Source organism: Amycolatopsis eburnea (assembly GCF_003937945.1).
GTDB classification, from domain to species: Bacteria; Actinomycetota; Actinomycetes; order Mycobacteriales; family Pseudonocardiaceae; genus Amycolatopsis; species Amycolatopsis eburnea.
On sequence record NZ_RSEC01000060.1, the window covers coordinates 232,096 to 248,534 of the forward strand.

Consider the following 16,439-nt stretch of genomic DNA (forward strand, 5'->3'; position numbering starts at 1 on the left):
ATGGGGGCGTGTTCTTCGACAAGATCGTCCGCCCGGCGCTGTACCGGCTGTCCTACCACGACCCCGAGCTGGTGCACGAGCGCACGATCGGCGTCCTCGCGCGGCTCGGCAAGGCCGCGCCCGCGCTCGGCGGCGCCCTGCGCGTCGACGACCCGGTGACGGTGCTGGGCCTGCGCTTCCCCAACCGTGTCGGCCTGGCCGCCGGCATGGACAAGAACGGCCGCGCGCTGCCCGCGTGGGCCGCGCTGGGCTTCGGGTTCGTCGAAGTCGGCACGGTGACGCGGCTGGCGCAGCCGGGCAACCCGAAGCCGCGGCTGTTCAGCCTCCCCGCGAGCGACGCGGTGATCAACCGCATGGGCTTCAACAACGACGGCGCCGAAGCGCTCGCGGCCAAGCTGGCCCGCGACGGCAAACCCGGCGTGCCGCTGGGGATCAGCATCGGCAAGTCGAAGGTCACGCCGCTCGAAGACGCCGTCGAGGACTACCGGTTCTCGCTGCGGGCGCTGTACCCGTACGCGGACTACTTCGCGATCAACGTCAGCTCCCCGAACACGCCGGGCCTGCGGCAGCTGCAGGACCGCGCCGCGCTGGCCGAGCTGCTCGGCGAGCTGCGGTCGACGTCCGCGGAGCTGGCCGGCGCGGGCACGCCGACGCCGTTGCTGGTGAAGGTCGCGCCCGACCTGACCGACGACGCGCTGGGCGAGCTCCTGGGAGTCGCCGTCGAGCACGGCGTCGCCGGGATCATCGCGACGAACACGACGCTGTCCCGCGACGGCATCGCGGCCGCGGAAAGCAGCCTGGCCGGACAGGCGGGAGGACTGTCCGGCCGGCCGCTGACCACCCGCGCGGCGGAGGTCGTGCGGTTCGTGCACGACCACACCGGCGGGAACCTGCCGATCATCGGCGTCGGCGGCATCCTGGGCCCCGACGACGCGCTCCGGCTCGTGGACGCCGGCGCGTCGCTCGTGCAGCTCTACACGGGTTTCGCGCTGCACGGCCCGGGCCTGGTGCGCCGCGTCAGCCGGGGTCTCGCGGGCCGGCGGTAGAGGCGAACCGGACGTACCCGCGCCAGGACTCGTAGCGGTCCAGACCAGGCCCGTCCGCGGCCAGGCAGCGGACGGCGAGCGGGGCGGTGCCGTCGTCCAGCTCGACGCGGTCGAGCACGAAGGGTTCCTTGAGCGTCGCGGCGAACCGTTCGAAGGCGGCCGGGGACAGCCGCCAGCGTTCGCCGTCGAGCGCGGCGCCGCCCGGGAGCACGCCGGGCTGCGGCGGCTCGGTGGGCAGGAGCACCATCCGGTAGCCCTCGATGGTCCGGACCGGTCCGCCGAACCGGGCGCCCAGCCCGGTGAGCTCCGCGTTGAGCGGCTGGCCGCGCAGGTGCGCGCCGAACACGACGACGTCCTCGCCCGGCTCGGGGTAGGGCGTCATCGGCTCGTCCGTGCAGACGGTCGCGAGGTCGAGGGCGATCTGGTCCTCGAACGCCCGCGTCAGGAAGGTGACGCCGAACGGGCGGCGGTCACCCGGCAGCACCGGGACGGACACCGCGGCCACGTCGAGGAGGTTCGCGAACGCCGTGCAGGCGGCCAGGCGGTGGCCCACCCCGGCCGGGTCGGCCAGCGCTTCGGCGATCCCGGGCTGCTCCGGCACGGTGGGCACGACGAGGGCGTCGAACCCGTCGAACCCGGGCTCCCGCACGGAAACCGGGGTGAGCACGGCTCCCGCCGCCGTCAGCCGCGCGACGGCGGTCTTCAGCGCGAGGCTCGCCGCCTCGCCGAGGGGCAGGTCGGTGGGGTAGGCGAGCCGCGGGTGCTCGCCGGCCCCGAGGCGGACGTCGGCGGGCCAGGTCCGCTCGCCCCCGGTCGCCGCGGTGAGGGCGCGGTGGGCGGCGGTCAGGCCGTTCGAGTACACGGAAACGCCGTCGGCGGCGGGCAGCAGACCGCGCGTCGGCTTCACGGCGGTGACGGCGTTCAGCGCCGCGGGGACGGCTCCCCCGGTGCTCAGCGCCAGGTCGACGATGCCGAGGGCGACCGCGACCGCCGCGCCGTTCCCGCCGGCCTTGGTGCGGTCCCACGCGCCGGAAACCATGGCGGCTCCGGTCTTCCCGAGCACGATGGCGCCCGCGGCGGTGAGCCGCGCGACGACCGGCGCACTGGTTTCCGGGACGGCCCGCCCGGACGGCTGCCCGGCGACGTCGATCAGGTCCTGCACGGCGAGGACGGTGCCGGCCAGCGGCAGGGCTTCCCCGGCCTTGACGCGCTCGTCGACGGCCTTGGCGTCGACGAGGACGTCCTCGACGGCCCGGAGGGAGGTCCAGATTTCGGGGCGGCCGGCTTCGGTGATGCGCTCGAAGGCGGCGATGACGCGGTGCGAGGCGGTGGGCGGGGTGACCGGGACGGGATCCGGGTCCGGCGGGAGCGTGTTCACGGGGCGTCCTTTCCTCGGCGGGTCGAGAAAGTCCACTGTGTACGGTCGGCGCCGGCGAACCTCAGTGCACGGCGGGCCTCCCGGCGAGTGACACCTCTGCATGCATGACAGAAACGTTAGTTCGCGGACGTTTCCGTCGCGATCAGCTTCCGATTACGGGCGTGTTTCGGCACCGGGAGGTGAACAGGGCGCGACGCCGGGGTGAAACGCACGATCACGCACGCCGGGTGACGAAGGGGCGAAGCGGCCGTGTGTTCGCCCTCGAACGGCGGAGCGGGGCACCCGGATGGCGCAGTGCGGCCGGATTCGCGTGACCGGCGGGGAAATCGTGGGATCCGCGCCGGATCAGGCGGATTTCGCGTCGGCGAGCGGCGTCGCCGGACGGAATCGGGCGGTCAGGACAGCTCGCGCAGGGCCATCGCCAGCCCGGCCAGGCGGTCCGTCGCGTCGGTGAGGGCCTGCTTCGACGTCACCAGGCCGTCGCTGGAGGCGGCGACCGTGTGGCCCGCCGCGGCGACCAGGCCGCGGTAGCCCTCGAGGCCGTCGTCGAGCTGTTCGCGGAGCTTGCCGACCGCGGCGTCCAGCGCGGCCTTCTCGCGCGCCGGCGCGGAGTCGCGGCCGCGCTCGATCGCCTGGATGCGGGCCGCCAGGCCGCGCAGCGCCGCGGCCGCTTCGCCCGCCGTCTGCCGGGCGTCCTCGACGGACACCTCGGGCACGGGAGCCGTGCCCACCGAAGACGGCACGGAAAGCTGGCGCAGCAGCTCGCCCAGCGACGCCTCGCACTCGGCGAGCCGTTCCATGGGTTCACGAGCCGCCGACCGGGCGGGTGGCAGCGGCGGCGGTCCGGCCGGCGCCGCCGGGATCGGGGTGCGCTTGAGGTCGCGCAGCTTGAGACCGGACCGGACGCTGAACGTGCCGAAGATGACGGCACCCGCGAACGCCGTGATCGCCTGCGGCATCATCGCGGCGCCGGCCGGGCTGAGCCAGCCCACCGCGGCGGCCACCGTCACGACCGCGCACAGGATCGTCAGGATGATCCACAGCGTCAGCGCCTTCGACGTCCGGCGCTTGCGGCGTTCGAGCTTCGCGGCCGGGTGGTTCCAGCGGTCCCACTTGGCCCTGGCCTCGGCGAACGCCGGGACCTGGTTGGCCATCGACGACAGCGAAGCCGTCATGTCCGGCCGCCGCACGGGCGGCCGTTGCAGCGGGTTGGGGCGGGCGGGCTTCCCGCCGGCCTGGTCGGCCGGCGGGAAGTACCGCTGCACCTTCTGGAGCTTTTCCTGGGCGCGCACGGCGTAGTCGGGCAGCTTCTCGATGTGCTTCTCCAGCTTGGCGCTCAGTTCGCCGAAGTCACGTCGCTTGCCCTGCTGCCCCATGCTCGCCCCCTCGCCTCGGTCGCCCGCGTCAGGCCGGGTTCTTGCCCTGCTCGGCCTGGACGCGCGCCTGGATCTCGCGCTGGATGTCGGCCGAGCTGCTCGCCGGCTTCTGGGCCGCCGCGCCGCCGTCGGTCACCTGCGCGACCGACTCGCCGCGCATCGACGACCGGATCTGCTCGAGCCGCGAGTGGCCGGCCAGCTGCGTCGTGGAGGCCTGGACCTCCATCATGCGCCCCTGGACCGAGTTCTGGGCGAGCTCCGCCTGACCCAGCGCCGTGGTGTAGCGCTTCTCGATCTTGTCGCGGACCTCTTCCAGCGACGGCGTGTTGCCCGGCGCGGCCAGCTGGCTCATCTGGTTCAGCGAAGCGGAGACCTGCTCCTGCATCTTCGCCTGCTCCAGCTGCGAGAGCAGCTTGGTGCGCTCGGCCAGCTTCTGCTGCAGCATCTGCGAGTTGCGCTCCACGGCCTGCTTGGCCTGGGCCGCCGCCTGCAGCGACTGGTCGTGCAGCGTCTTCAGGTCCTCGATGTTCTGCTCGGCCGTGACGAGCTGCGTCGCGAAGCTCTCCGCGGCGTTCTCGAACTCGGTCGCCTTCTGCTCGTCACCCTTGGCGCGGGCTTCGTCCGCGAGGACGAGCGCCTGCCGGGTGGACGCCTGCAGCTTTTCGACGTCGCCGAGCTGCCGGTTGAGCTTCATCTCCAGCTGCCGCTGGTTGCCGATCACGGAGGCGGCCTGCTGCGTCAGCGCCTGGTGGTTGCGCTGCGCCTCCTCGATGGCCTGCTGGATCTGTACCTTCGGGTCGGCGTGCTCGTCGATCTTCGACGAGAACGCCGCCATCATGTACTTCCAGAACTTCACGAACGGGTTGGCCATCTCCTCCGCCTGCCTTCTTGCGTCCCACGGGCCTTGAGTACTCGGGGTGGGGCGTCGCTCCCCTGCTTCTGCAACGCACCGACCCCGGCGTTGGGTTCCATCGTGTCAGGTCGGCCACGTCCGTTCCAGGCGACCCGGCGGAATTCAGGGATCGCCCTGATCACCCCGAGTAGGCAACGCGAACGGCCCCGGGCGGGTTGCCCGGGGCCGTTGTCGTGTCCGACCTGTGATCAAGCTGCGATCGTCGAGGCCAGCTTGGGCTGGCCGATCGTCGTCCGCAATGTCGTGTTCATCCTCGGTGCCGGGGAAACCCGCAGGTCGGCGAGGTCGTTCCCGATCAGCTCCGACATCAGGCGACCGCCTTCGATGCCGGCCGCCGAGGCCTCGGCACCCCGCTTTTCCCGGGGCGCGCCTTCCACGATCCGCTCGTCGACCGGTGCGACCTCGACGGTGTCGAGGGCCGAAACGTCCGCCGCCACGTTGTGCAGCAGTTCGCCGAGCGGAAGGTCCAGGGCCTGGCAGATGGACGCGAGCAGCTCGCTCGACGCCTCCTTCTGACCCCGTTCCACCTCCGAGAGGTAGCCGAGGCTGACCCTGGCGGCGCGGGAGATGTCGCGCAGCGTTCGACGCTGGTTGGTGCGGGCATGACGGAGCCGATCACCGATCGCCTCACGCAACAGCACGGTCATCACGCGCCTCCCTTCCGAACAAGTACCCCCTACGTTACCCAGAGCGGTGCCCTGGGCGCAGGAGTTGGTGAGCCCGTACGCCAAGGGCGAACGCCCGATTCACGTCAGATGTTCCCCGAGCAGGGCAAACGCGGCCTGGACCGATCGGGTCCTGATCAAGTCGCGATCCCCGCTCAAGGCCAGGGTACGGACTGTGCGTGTTCCCGGCCCGGCAAGCCCCAGGTGCACGGTGCCGGGTTCGACGCCGTCCTGCGGCGACGGGCCCGCCACGCCGGTGAGGCCGAGGCCCCAGGTGGCGCCGCACCGCTCGCGGGCACCGTCGGCGAGCTGCGCGGCCACCTCGGGGTGGACGGCGCCGTGCTCCGCCAGCAGGGCGGCGTCGACCCCGGCCAGCGCGGTCTTCAGCTCGGTGGCGTAGACCACGAGCCCGCCGCGGAGCGCGGCGCTGGCCCCGGGCACGCGGGCCAGGGTGGCGCAGACGAGCCCCGCGGTCAGCGACTCGGCGGCGGCGACGGTCTCGCCCCGCGCGGTGAGAGCACCGATGAGCGCGGCGGCCTGCTCGTCCGCTCGGTGGGCCTGATCGGCCACCTCAGCCCCCGGTCACCCGGCGCCCGGCCGCGCGCAGCCGCACGGCCCGGACCAGGTAGTCGACGCCGGTCACCACGGTCAGCACCAGAGCCAGGCCCATCAGCGACCACCGGACCGGGTCCGCGCCGGCCGGCAGCGGCAGCAGGTACGCCACGATGGCCGCGATCTGGGCCATCGTCTTGGCCTTCCCGCCCCGGCTGGCCGGGATCACGCCGTGCCGGATCACCCAGAAGCGCAGCAGCGTGACGCCGATCTCGCGGACCGCGATGACGATCGTGACCCACCAGCCCAGCTCGCCCAGCACGCTCAGCCCGACCAGCGCGGCGCCGGTCAGCGCCTTGTCCGCGATCGGGTCGGCGACCTTGCCGAAGTCGGTGATCAGGCCGTACTTGCGGGCCACCCAGCCGTCCAGCTGGTCGGTGGCCGAAGCGACGGCGAACAGGCCGGTCGCGATCGCGCGCCAGGTCGTGTCGTGGCCGTCGCCGACGAACAGCGCGACCACGAACAGCGGCACCATGACCAGCCGCGAGAGCGTCAGCAGGTTCGCGACGTTGAGCGTGGGGACCGGGGTCGGCTCGGGGACCTGCGCGGGGCCCTCACGCGTCAGGCCGTCGTCGGCGGCGTCGCTGGGGAGCGCACTCACCGGTCGGCGTCCGGTACCGCGCGGACGATCAGGTCCACGCCCGCGGAGTCCACGACCTCGCAGCGCAGGAAGTCGCCCACCTCGGTCTTCTCCGGCGCGTCGAGGATGACGCACTCGCCGTCGACCTCGGGGGCCTGGTGCGCGGCGCGGCCGGTCAGCTCGCCGTCGTCGTCCAGCTCGACCAGCACGTCGACGAACGTGCCGATCCGGTCCTCGGCGCGCTGCGCGGTCAGCTCCTCGACCAGCGCGGAGATCCGCGTGACGCGCTTGGCCACCTCTTCGGCGTCGAGCTTGCCGTCGAAGCCCTCGGCCTCGGTGCCGTCCTCGTCGGAGTAGCCGAAGACGCCGACGGCGTCGAGGCGCGCGCCGGTCAGGAAGCGTTCCAGCTCGCTCAGGTCGTGCTCGGTCTCGCCGGGGAAGCCGACGATCACGTTGGTCCGGATGCCCGCCTCGGGCGCGTACTCGCGGATCTGCTCGGTCAGCGCCAGGAACGAGTCGGTCGAGCCGAACCGGCGCATCCGGCGCAGCACCTGCTCGCTGGAGTGCTGGAACGACAGGTCGAAGTACTCCGCGACGCCCGGCGTGGTGGCGATGGCCTTGACCAGCTGCGGGCGCGTCTCGGCCGGCTGCAGGTAGGAGACGCGGACGCGCTCGATGCCGTCGATCCCCGCCAGCCGCGGCAGGAGCCGCTCCAGCGCGGTGGCGCCGTCGCGGCCGAAGTCCTTGCCGTAGGACGTCGAGTTCTCGCTGACCAGGAACAGCTCCTTGACGCCGTTTTCGGCCAGCCACATCGCCTCGGCGACGATCTCGTCCGGCTGCCGCGAGACGAACGAGCCGCGGAACGACGGGATCGCGCAGAACGAGCAGCGCCGGTCGCAGCCGGAGGCGATCTTCAGCGCGGCCACCGGCGAGTCGTCGAGGCGCGTGCGCAGCACCCGCGGGCCCCAGCCGTGCTGCGCGTGGCCCGGGACCTCGACGTTCTCGGCCGCGGCGGGCCGCTGGACCGGGCTGATCGGCAGCAGCTTGCGGCGGTCGCCGGGGGTGTGCGAAGCGATCTTGCGGCCGGCGACGACGTCGTCGAGCCGGGCCGAGAGGTCGGCGTAGTGGTCGAAGCCCAGCACGGCGTCGGCCTCGGGGAGGCTGTCGGCGAGCTCGTGGCCGTAGCGCTCGGCCATGCAGCCGACGGCGACGACCTTCTTGCCGGTGTCCGACGCCGCCAGCAGCGTGTCGACCGAGTCCTTTTTGGCCGATTCGACGAAGCCGCAGGTGTTGACCACCACGACGTCGGACTCTTCGGGATCGGCCGCCAGCTCCCAGCCGCCGGCCGCGAGCCGGCCCGCGAGCTCCTCCGAGTCGACCTCGTTGCGGGCGCAGCCCAGGGTCAGCAGGGAGACGCGGCGGGTGGCGGCTGGGTCCGTGGCAGGGGAAGGCACGACGTTCAGGGTAGCCGCCGGGTGCACGCGGCCTGACGACGGCGTAGCCCGGTCGTGTCACCGCCCGCGCCGGACCATGTGGCAGGCTTGACGATCGTGCCGTCCGACTCCCCCAGCCCGACCGTCCGCCGCGCGCGGATCGCCGACGTCCGCAAGATCAAGGCCCTCGTCGACTCGGACGCCGGGCGCGTCCTGCTGGAGAAGGACCTGGTCACGCTGTACGAGGCGGTCCAGGAGTTCTGGGTGGCGGAAGTGGGCGGCGAGGTCGTCGGCGCGGCGGCGCTGCACGTGCTCTGGGAGGACATCGCCGAGCTGCGCACGGTGGTGGTCGACAAGGCGGTCCGCGGCCAGGGCGTCGGGCGCGTGCTGGTGGCCCGCCTGGTCGACGAGGCGCGTGAGCTCGGTCTCCGCCGGCTGTTCGTGCTGACCTTCGAGACGAGCTTCTTCGCCGGGCACGGGTTCGTCGAGATCGACGGGACACCGGTTTCGCACGAGGTGTACGAGGAGATGCGGCGCTCGCACGACACGGGTGTGGCCGAGTTCCTGGACCTGCCGTACGTGAAGCCGAACACGCTGGGCAATTCGCGGATGCTGCTGCAGCTCTGAGCCACCCGGTCCGGGCCGGTGCGGCCGGTCCGCGATGTGATGAAAGGGTCGTTCACCTCGCCAGACGACATGAACGACCCTTTCATGACACCGCACGCCCCACGCCGGCGCACGAGCCGCTCCGGGCACCCCTACGTCAGCTGGACGATTCCCGCCTAGGGGCCGAAGTCAGGGGGAAATTTTCCCGACAACCTCCTTTCGGGCGGTGACCTGCACCACTGCGCTGCCCGAAGCTGATCGGGCACCAAGTCACCCGATCGGCAAGGAAGCAACGATGCGCACGACACTGCGGAACCTGGGGGCCACCGTCGCGGTGGCCGCGACTGTCGGCGGAGGCGTCCTCGCGGGCGCCGGCACCGCGGCGGCCGTCGACATCCCGGCGGTCACCGACCAGTACCTCTTCTCCACGTCCCTGTCCGGCTTCGAGTCGATCCGGAACCAGGCGCCCTACTCCGGCCAGCTCGACTGGTCGTCGGACGGCTGCTCGTGGTCCCCGGACACCCCGTTCGGCTGGCAGTTCCTGCCCGGCTGCCACCGGCACGACTTCGGCTACCGCAACTACAAGAAGCAGGGCCGCTTCACCGAGGCGAACCGGCTGAAGATCGACGACAACCTCTACAGCGACCTGAAGAGCGTGTGCGGGTCCAACGTGGCCTGCAAGGGCGCGGCCTGGACGTACTACCAGGCGGTCCGCAAGTTCGGCGGCTGAGCCGCTCCCCCGGCCCGGGTGCGCCCCCGCGCGCCTGGGCCAGGATGGGGGCATGGAGATCGATCACCTGCTCAGCACGACCCGCGCGGTGCGCCGCAAGCTCGACCTCGACCGGCCGGTCGAACCCGGGGTTCTCGAGGAATGCCTGAACCTGGCGCTGCAGGCGCCGACACCCGGCAACGTCCAGGCGTGGCGCTGGCTCGTGGTGCGCGACCAGGAGGTCAAGAACCGCCTCGGCGTGCTGTTCCGCGAGGTCGGCGACGCCTACCTGGCGGCCAGGGCCGACGCCGACCCGCGGGCGCTGGCGTCCGGGCGGCACCTGATCGACGTGATCGAGCGCGTCCCGGTGTTCGTGATCCCGGTCCTCCAGGGGCGCCCCACCGGCGACAACGCGGCCGACGCGGCGTTCTACGGCGGCATCTTCCCGGCGGTGTGGAACTTCCAGCTGGCGCTGCGCTCCCGCGGCCTGGGCTCGACGCTCACGACCTACCACCTCTCGCGCGAGGCCGAGGCGGCCGAAATCCTCGGCATCCCCGACGGCCACACGCAGGCCGGCCTGCTGCCGGTGGCGTACACGACCGTGCCGGACTTCAAGCCCGCGCCGCGCACCCCGCTGTCCGAAGTGGCCTACCGGGACCACTGGGGCACGCCGCTCAGCTGATCCGGACCGTGGCCTCCTGGCCGTCCACGCTGACCGACACCAGCTCGACCCGGCTGGCGGCGAAGGTCGTCTCCTGCGGGCCGGTGCGCGGGCCGCTGTGCAGCTCGGCCGTGGTGCCTTCACCGCGGCCGGGCTCCTTCAGCAGGAACGCCAGCGTGGCCTCCCCCTGCCAGACGCAGGTCATGTTCGGGCGGCACCGCGAGTCGGAGACGACCCGGACGTAGCGCACGGTCAGGTCCTTGCCCTGCACGGCGGCCTCCTGCCCGAGCCGCAGGGTGACGTCGTGGCCCGCCGGGGTGCTCACCGTCGACGGCGGCGGGGGCGCGGCGGGACCGGGAGCGCTCGGCTGCCCGGAGGCGACCGAGCTCCCGGCACCCACCGTGACGACGGCGAAGGCGAACAGTCCGGCTACGAATCGCTGTAGGTCCACGTACTCAAGACGGAAGGGACCGGGCGGCGGGTTGCACCGGCTAGTTGATCTTTTCGATCAGCCGGCCGACCTGGGTGGACGGATTTCGGCCGTGCCCAGCGTCCGGATGGCGTGCTCGTTCGACGGCCACCTCGACCCCGCTCGCGTAGTCGTCGAACCGCAACGCGGACTTGCGATAGGCGGGAACATGGCGAAGGAGCCGTTTCTCGACGTCCCCATAGCAGGTCAACGGCGCTACGCACGTCTCGAAGTGCAGCAGCAGCCAGTACTCGAAGCACGGGTTCGAAACCGCGAGGTTCACCTGAAGCCGGTCCGCCGTCTCCACGGCCTTGTCCAGGTCGAACTCATCGACATCGACGACACACCAGACTTCGTCGTACGCCGCTTCGCGACTTGCGAGCCCGGCCGCGTACCTGACGACGGTCTCGGGATCCGCCGGTTTCGCCTTGATTTTTACCGTGACCGCCGGATTTCGCCGGAACCGCTTCAACCCTTCGAAATAGGCCGGCTCGGTCGCCGCCGCGCCGCAGACGACCAGGATCGACAGGAGCGGGTCCCGGAACGGTGCTCTGCGCCGCCTGCTGTTTTCCCGACGAGTCATCAGCCGCGCAGCGCCTTCGCGAAGTCGCCCAGCACCGGCACGGCACCATAACTGCCCGCGAGATACCGGCGCTCGGTGTTCTGGTCCTTGCGCGGTTTGAAATCGGTGAGCGGGTAAAGACTGCTCGCGCCCGCGGCGTCCCGGTCGACGAACCAGATCTGGTCCCGGTCGAGCACGTGCTCACCGAGCATGCTCCCGAGCAAACTGGTGTCGTGGGTGGTGAAGATCAGCTGCGCGCCCTTGCTGTTCAGGTCGGTGTCCTGGAACAGCCCCACCAGCTTCGCGGTCAACATCGGGTGCAAACTGGCATCGATTTCGTCGACCAGCAAGACGAGTCCTTCGTCCAGCGCCGAAAGCACCTGCGGCAGCAGTCCGATCCAGTTGCGCGTCCCCGAGGATTCGTCGTCGAAGTCGAACGGCTCCCGAGCGGCACCGTGGAGCAGCTTCAGTTCCAGGTCGAACCCGCGGGAGCGCACGTGGTGCGAATCCTGCCGCTCCACGAGGACGTCCGCGATGCCGACATCGGCCACGGTGAGAAGCGAGACCATGCGCTGCCGGTTCTCCGGGTTCCGGAGCAGGTAGTCGCCGACGACCTGCTGCACGTACCTCGAGGTGAACCACCCGTCCCCCAGTCCGTTGACCAGGAGCCCGGAGGAGAACCATCGGTAGACCGGCATCAGTGGACCGAGTTCGAGCCGGTCGCACACGCTCAGGAACAACGCCGTCGGCCGGATCAGCTCTTCCAGGACATCCAGCTTCGGCTTGGAATCGGCCACCGTGGTGCCGAACTTGATGCCCTCCCGATCGCGCTCGAAGACCACTCGCTTCCGCTTTTCCGGGTAGGCGTAGAGCCACTCTTCGAGGATCTCGTCCCCGCTCAGCAGGAAGCCGTAGGTGTACGGAACGCCGGCGGCGAGCAGTTCGAACACGAACGTCGACGGCCGCGGTTCAGCGTCGGGGTCCAGCCGGAAGGGATCCTGAACGGCCGCGATCTCGTGGCGACCGGCGAGGTTCGGGGCGAACACGTCCGTGACGGCTCGCTGAACCAGGGTGATGGCGTTGAACAAGTTCGACTTGCCGGAGGCGTTGGCACCGTAGACGGCGATCACCGGCACCGCGGGCCGCTCGTCACCCGGCAACGCAGGCATGAGGAGAAGCTCCTGCTCCTCCCGGAACGAACGGTGATTGCCCAGCCGGAAGCTGCGCAGCACCCTGACCACCTCCCTGACGGAGCTTCGAGCCGTTCTGTACCAGTAAACCGCACAGAACGGCTCGAAGCACCAACCAGGGCCGCTACTCGTCCTCGCCGCCCGCGTCGGCGTCCACCGGGCCGCCGCCGCGGATCATGAACAGGACCGACTCCAGCTCCTCCGGCTTGATCAGCACGTCGCGGGCCTTCGAGCCCTCCGACGGGCCGACCACGCCGCGGCTTTCCAGCAGGTCCATCAGGCGCCCCGCCTTGGCGAACCCGACCCGCAGCTTGCGCTGCAGCATCGACGTCGAGCCGAACTGGGACGTCACGATCAGCTCCGCCGCCTGCAGCAGGACGTCCAGGTCGTCGCCGATGTCCGGGTCGATCTCCTTCTTCTCGCCGGCCTTCTGCGCCGTGACGCCGTCCTGGTAGTCCGGCTGCGCCTGCTCCTTGGCGTAGTTGACGACGGCCGCGATCTCTTCGTCGCCGACGAACGCGCCCTGGATGCGGACCGGCTTGCCGGCGCCCATCGGCAGGTACAGCGCGTCGCCCATGCCGATCAGCTTCTCCGCGCCCGGCTGATCCAGGATGACCCGCGAGTCGGTCAGCGACGACGTCGCGAACGCCAGCCGCGAGGGCACGTTGGTCTTGATCAGGCCGGTGACGACGTCGACCGACGGCCGCTGCGTCGCCAGGACCAGGTGGATGCCCGCCGCACGGGCCTTCTGGGTGATGCGGACGATCGCGTCCTCGACGTCGCGCGGGGCGGTCATCATCAGGTCGGCGAGCTCGTCGACGATCGCCATGATGTACGGGTACGGCCGGTACTCGCGCTCGGACCCCGGCGGCGCGGTGATCTCGCCCGACTTGACCTTCTTGTTGTAGTCGTCGATGTGCCGGACCTTGTTGACCTGCATGTCCTGGTACCGCTGCTCCATCTCCTCCACCAGCCAGGCCAGCGCGGCGGCGGCCTTCTTCGGCTGGGTGATGATGGGCGTGATCAGGTGCGGGATGCCCTCGTACGGCGTCAGCTCGACCATCTTCGGGTCGATCAGGATCATCCGGCACTCGTCCGGCGTCGAGCGCGCGAGCAGCGACACCAGCATCGAGTTGACGAAGCTCGACTTACCGGAACCGGTGGAGCCCGCGACCAGCAGGTGCGGCATCTTCGTCAGGTTCGCGGTGACGAAGTGGCCCTCGATGTCCTTGCCGAGGCCGATCACCATCGGGTGGTTGTCCTTGACCGTGGACGGCGCCCGCAGGACGTCGCCCAGGCGCACCATCTCGCGGTCGGAGTTCGGCACCTCGATGCCGACCGCGGACTTGCCGGGGATCGGCGCCAGCAGCCGGACGTTGTCGGTGGCCACCGCGTACGCGATGTTCTTGGTCAGCGCGGTGATCTTCTCGACCTTCACGCCCGGGCCGAGCTCGACCTCGTAGCGCGTGACCGTCGGGCCGCGGGTGAAGCCGGTGACCTGCGCGTCGACGTTGAACTGCTCCAGCACGCCGGTGATCGCCTCGATCATGGCGTCGTTGGCCTTGCTGCGGGACTTCGGCGCGTCGCCGAGCTTCAGCAGGTCGGGCGGCGGGAGCTGGTAGTCGCCTTCGACGGTCCGCGTGACCGCGAGCGGCGGTTCGGCGGGCTTCTTCGGCTTCTTCTCGGGCACCTCGACCGGCTTGGGCACGGCCTTGGGCGGCTTGGTCGGCGTCGGCGGCTCGGCCAGCATCGCGTCGATGTCGAGCTGCTCGGGGTCGGCGTCGCTGGCCTGGCGGCGGCGGGACGGCTTGCGCAGCCGCGCGGACTTCGGGTCGGCCTCGGTGACGGCGTCCTCGTCGGTGGCGAACCCGGAGCGCAGCGCCTCGGCCTCGGCGATCTCCTCCTCGTCGAGGCCCCAGTTGCGCAGCCGCTGCGGGATCTCGCGGACCGGCGTGCCGGTGAAGACGAGGATGCCGAAGACGAGCGCGAGGATCAGCAGCGGCACGGCGACCCAGGTGGTGACGCCCATGGTCAGCAGGCCGCCGGAGAAGGCGCCGATGATGCCGCCGGCGTACATCCGGCCGTCGTTGGTGGCCGGGAGCGCGGTGAAGATGTGCAGCATCCCGAGCACCGACAGGACGACCATGATCGTGCCGATGACCATCCGCGGCCGCGTTTCGGGGTGCGGCTCGGACCGCATCAGCGCGACCGCGACCACCACCAGCACCAGGGGCAACGTCACAGCCCCGGCGCCGAGCACGGTCCGGGTGGCGACCTCGACGCCGGCGCCGATCGGCCCGGCGGCCCGCCACCAGACCCCCACGGCGGCGATGATGGCCAGCGCGATCAGGCCGAGCGCGAGGCCGTCGCGGCGGTGTTCGGGCTCGAGCTCACGGGTGCGGCCGACCGTGCGGGCCAGCGTTCCGGTGCCCTTGGCCAGCAGGTTCCAGGTACCGCGGACGCCCTTGCCGAAGATGCCGGGCGTCTTGCGGCGCGGGGCGGGCTTGCGGGCGGGCGACGAACGCGGCCGTGGCTTCGCGGGGGTACGCGGCTTGCGCGCCGCTGCCCCCTTCGCGCCGCTTCCCGTGCTTCTCTTCCTCGTCGCCGACCCAGCCATGCGTCAACGGTAACTTGCCTTGCGCCTCAGCCCCGTGTGCCACTCTCGGCTCAGGGTGAACTTCTGCCTCACCGCGCCACACCGCCCGTGCGCATTCGGGTGAAAGCGGCGTCTGCCATGCTCTGCCCATGCTCGCGCTGCGCACCGCCGAACCGCCCCGCCGTGCCCCCGCCATCTGGCGCACCATGCTGAACATCGACCGCGGTCTGGTGAACCTGGTCGGGCGGCTCACCGTCACCGGCCGGGTCCCGGCGCAGCTGCGGGGCAGGCCGCTGCTCATGGCCGCGAACCACATCGGCGTGTTCGACGCGTTCGTGCTGATGGCGGCGTGCAAGCGGATCGGCATCAACCCGCGGTTCATGCTGGCGGGCGGCATCCTGGACGCGCCGGTGATCGGGCCGGCGCTGCGGGTCAGCGGGCACCTGCGGGTCGACCGCAAGCACGCCGGCACCGCGGTCGGGCAGTTCGCCGAGGCCGTCGAGGCGATGAAGACGACCCGGGAGCCGATCATCGTCTACCCCGAGGGCCGGATCAGCCACGACCCCGGCCTGTGGCCGGAGCGCGGCAAGACCGGGGCGGCCCGCCTGGCGCTCGCTTCGGGCGTGCCGGTGATCCCGATCAGCCAGTGGGGCGCGCACGAGGCCGTCTACTGGGGCACCGAGACCGTCAACGGCCCGGCCGACCTCGTCCCGCTCGCCCGCTCCGGGCTCAGCGCGCCGCTGCGCCGGCCGCGGTTCCAGGTGCACTTCGGGGACCCCGTCGACCTGTCCGACGTCGAGCCGGAGCGGCCGGGCGCCGGGGTGCGCGCGCACGCGCGGATCATGCGGGCCATCACCGACGGCCTGGTCCCGCTGCGCCGCGGCGAGCTGGACCGCCCGCGCTTCCACGACCCGACGCGGCCGACCGACACCGTCAGCCCGTGGAAGCCGGCGTCCGGATCCTGAGACGCCCGGACCGGCCCGCCTAGAGTCGCGGACGTGAGCACCCGGATCCTCGTCGTGTACTACAGCTCGACCGGCAACACGGCGGCCCTCGCCGAGTCCCTCGCCGCCGGCGCCCGCGAAACCGGCGCCGACGTGCGGGTGCGGACCGTGCGGGAGACCGCGCCCGCGCAGGCCGTCGCGCAGAACCCGCGCTGGCAGGCGTGGATCGACACCGGCCCGCACCAGGCGCTGGCCGAGCTGGCGGACCTCGAGTGGGCCGACGGCCTCGCGATCGGCAGCCCGACCCGGTTCGGCGGCCCGGCCGCCCAGCTCAAGTCGTTCCTGGACAGCACGGGCGGGCTGTGGGCGAAGGGGAAGCTCGCGGACAAGGTCGCGACGTCGTTCACGACGGCGTCCACCGCGCACGGCGGCCTGGAATCGACGCTGCTGGCGATCAACAACGTCTTCTACCACTGGGGCGCGATCGTCGTGCCGCTCGGCTACACCGACCCGCACCTGATGGAGTCGGGCAACCCGTACGGCGGCTCGTTCGTGTCCCGCAAGTCGGCGGCGCCCGACGACCTCGCCCTCGGCGCGCTGCGCGTCCAGGGCCGGCGGCTGGCCACCATCACGACGCACGTGGCGACCGGCCTCAAGCGGGCCGAGTAACCGGAAAAACCCTTTTGGCAGTGACGCGGC

General features: G+C 71.6%; 17 protein-coding genes. 6 read left to right on the top strand and 11 right to left on the bottom strand.

Annotated elements, in window-relative coordinates; translation table 11 throughout:
* Positions 1 to 8 precede the first annotated feature (8 nt).
* Positions 9 to 1,046, top strand: a complete 1,038-nt coding sequence (locus tag EIY87_RS36605; RefSeq protein WP_125314542.1) for a quinone-dependent dihydroorotate dehydrogenase — start codon at positions 9 to 11, stop codon at positions 1,044 to 1,046.
* Here the strand turns inward: EIY87_RS36605 and EIY87_RS36610 are convergent.
* The 7 genes from EIY87_RS36610 to rimO form a co-directional block, all read right to left on the bottom strand.
* Positions 1,018 to 2,424: an allophanate hydrolase-related protein gene (locus tag EIY87_RS36610; protein ID WP_125314543.1), complete on the bottom strand. Its 1,407-nt coding sequence runs from the start codon at positions 2,422 to 2,424 to the stop codon at positions 1,018 to 1,020. The genes EIY87_RS36605 and EIY87_RS36610 overlap by 29 nt on opposite strands.
* Positions 2,425 to 2,819: 395 nt before the next feature.
* Entirely contained in the window at positions 2,820 to 3,800 is a 981-nt protein-coding gene (gene pspM, locus EIY87_RS36615; protein ID WP_125314544.1) for a phage shock envelope stress response protein PspM, read from the bottom strand.
* 28 nt (positions 3,801 to 3,828) lie between these two features.
* Positions 3,829 to 4,671, bottom strand: a complete 843-nt coding sequence (locus EIY87_RS36620; RefSeq protein WP_125314545.1) for a PspA/IM30 family protein — start codon at positions 4,669 to 4,671, stop codon at positions 3,829 to 3,831.
* Between the two features lie 230 nt (positions 4,672 to 4,901).
* Complete coding sequence (locus tag EIY87_RS36625; RefSeq protein ID WP_191984400.1) at positions 4,902 to 5,360, bottom strand: helix-turn-helix domain-containing protein; 459 nt, start codon at positions 5,358 to 5,360, stop codon at positions 4,902 to 4,904.
* 99 nt (positions 5,361 to 5,459) lie between these two features.
* A complete protein-coding gene (locus EIY87_RS36630) occupies positions 5,460 to 5,948 on the bottom strand; it encodes a CinA family protein (RefSeq protein ID WP_125314547.1) in 489 nt (162 codons plus the stop codon).
* 1 nt (position 5,949) lies between these two features.
* Positions 5,950 to 6,591 (bottom strand): CDP-diacylglycerol--glycerol-3-phosphate 3-phosphatidyltransferase, encoded by a 642-nt coding sequence (gene pgsA, locus EIY87_RS36635; RefSeq protein WP_125314548.1) that lies wholly within the window; start codon positions 6,589 to 6,591, stop codon positions 5,950 to 5,952.
* Positions 6,588 to 8,024 (bottom strand): 30S ribosomal protein S12 methylthiotransferase RimO, encoded by a 1,437-nt coding sequence (rimO, locus tag EIY87_RS36640; protein WP_125314549.1) that lies wholly within the window; start codon positions 8,022 to 8,024, stop codon positions 6,588 to 6,590. Before rimO ends, pgsA begins: the two co-directional genes overlap by 4 nt.
* Positions 8,025 to 8,111: 87 nt before the next feature.
* On the opposite strand from rimO, the gene EIY87_RS36645 reads away from it, so the two are divergent.
* The 3 genes from EIY87_RS36645 to EIY87_RS36655 all read left to right on the top strand — a co-directional run bounded on the left by EIY87_RS36645 (position 8,112) and on the right by EIY87_RS36655 (position 10,000).
* Positions 8,112 to 8,630, top strand: a complete 519-nt coding sequence (locus EIY87_RS36645; RefSeq protein ID WP_404800129.1) for an amino-acid N-acetyltransferase — start codon at positions 8,112 to 8,114, stop codon at positions 8,628 to 8,630.
* 274 nt (positions 8,631 to 8,904) lie between these two features.
* Positions 8,905 to 9,339: a phospholipase gene (locus EIY87_RS36650; RefSeq protein WP_125314550.1), complete on the top strand. Its 435-nt coding sequence runs from the start codon at positions 8,905 to 8,907 to the stop codon at positions 9,337 to 9,339.
* Positions 9,340 to 9,391: 52 nt separating this feature from the next.
* Entirely contained in the window at positions 9,392 to 10,000 is a 609-nt protein-coding gene (locus EIY87_RS36655) for a nitroreductase family protein (RefSeq protein ID WP_125314551.1), read from the top strand.
* On the opposite strand, the gene EIY87_RS36660 is transcribed toward EIY87_RS36655, so the two are convergent.
* The 4 genes from EIY87_RS36660 to EIY87_RS36675 form a co-directional block, all read right to left on the bottom strand.
* On the bottom strand, positions 9,993 to 10,430 hold the full coding sequence (locus EIY87_RS36660; protein WP_225440274.1) for a hypothetical protein: 438 nt from the start codon (positions 10,428 to 10,430) through the stop codon (positions 9,993 to 9,995). The two genes, EIY87_RS36655 and EIY87_RS36660, sit on opposite strands and share 8 nt — an antisense overlap.
* Positions 10,431 to 10,470: 40 nt before the next feature.
* A complete protein-coding gene (locus EIY87_RS36665) occupies positions 10,471 to 11,031 on the bottom strand; it encodes an RloB family protein (RefSeq protein WP_125314552.1) in 561 nt (186 codons plus the stop codon).
* Positions 11,031 to 12,179, bottom strand: a complete 1,149-nt coding sequence (locus EIY87_RS36670) for an AAA family ATPase (RefSeq protein WP_225440275.1) — start codon at positions 12,177 to 12,179, stop codon at positions 11,031 to 11,033. Before EIY87_RS36670 ends, EIY87_RS36665 begins: the two co-directional genes overlap by 1 nt.
* A 145-nt stretch (positions 12,180 to 12,324) precedes the next feature.
* A complete protein-coding gene (locus EIY87_RS36675) occupies positions 12,325 to 14,817 on the bottom strand; it encodes a DNA translocase FtsK (protein WP_125314554.1) in 2,493 nt (830 codons plus the stop codon).
* Positions 14,818 to 14,945: 128 nt separating this feature from the next.
* On the opposite strand from EIY87_RS36675, the gene EIY87_RS36680 reads away from it, so the two are divergent.
* Positions 14,946 to 15,761, top strand: coding sequence for a lysophospholipid acyltransferase family protein (locus EIY87_RS36680; RefSeq protein WP_125314555.1), 816 nt, complete (start codon positions 14,946 to 14,948; stop codon positions 15,759 to 15,761).
* Positions 15,762 to 15,794: 33 nt separating this feature from the next.
* Positions 15,795 to 16,409, top strand: coding sequence for an NAD(P)H:quinone oxidoreductase (wrbA, locus tag EIY87_RS36685; protein WP_125314556.1), 615 nt, complete (start codon positions 15,795 to 15,797; stop codon positions 16,407 to 16,409).
* The last annotated feature ends 30 nt before the right edge of the window (positions 16,410 to 16,439 follow it).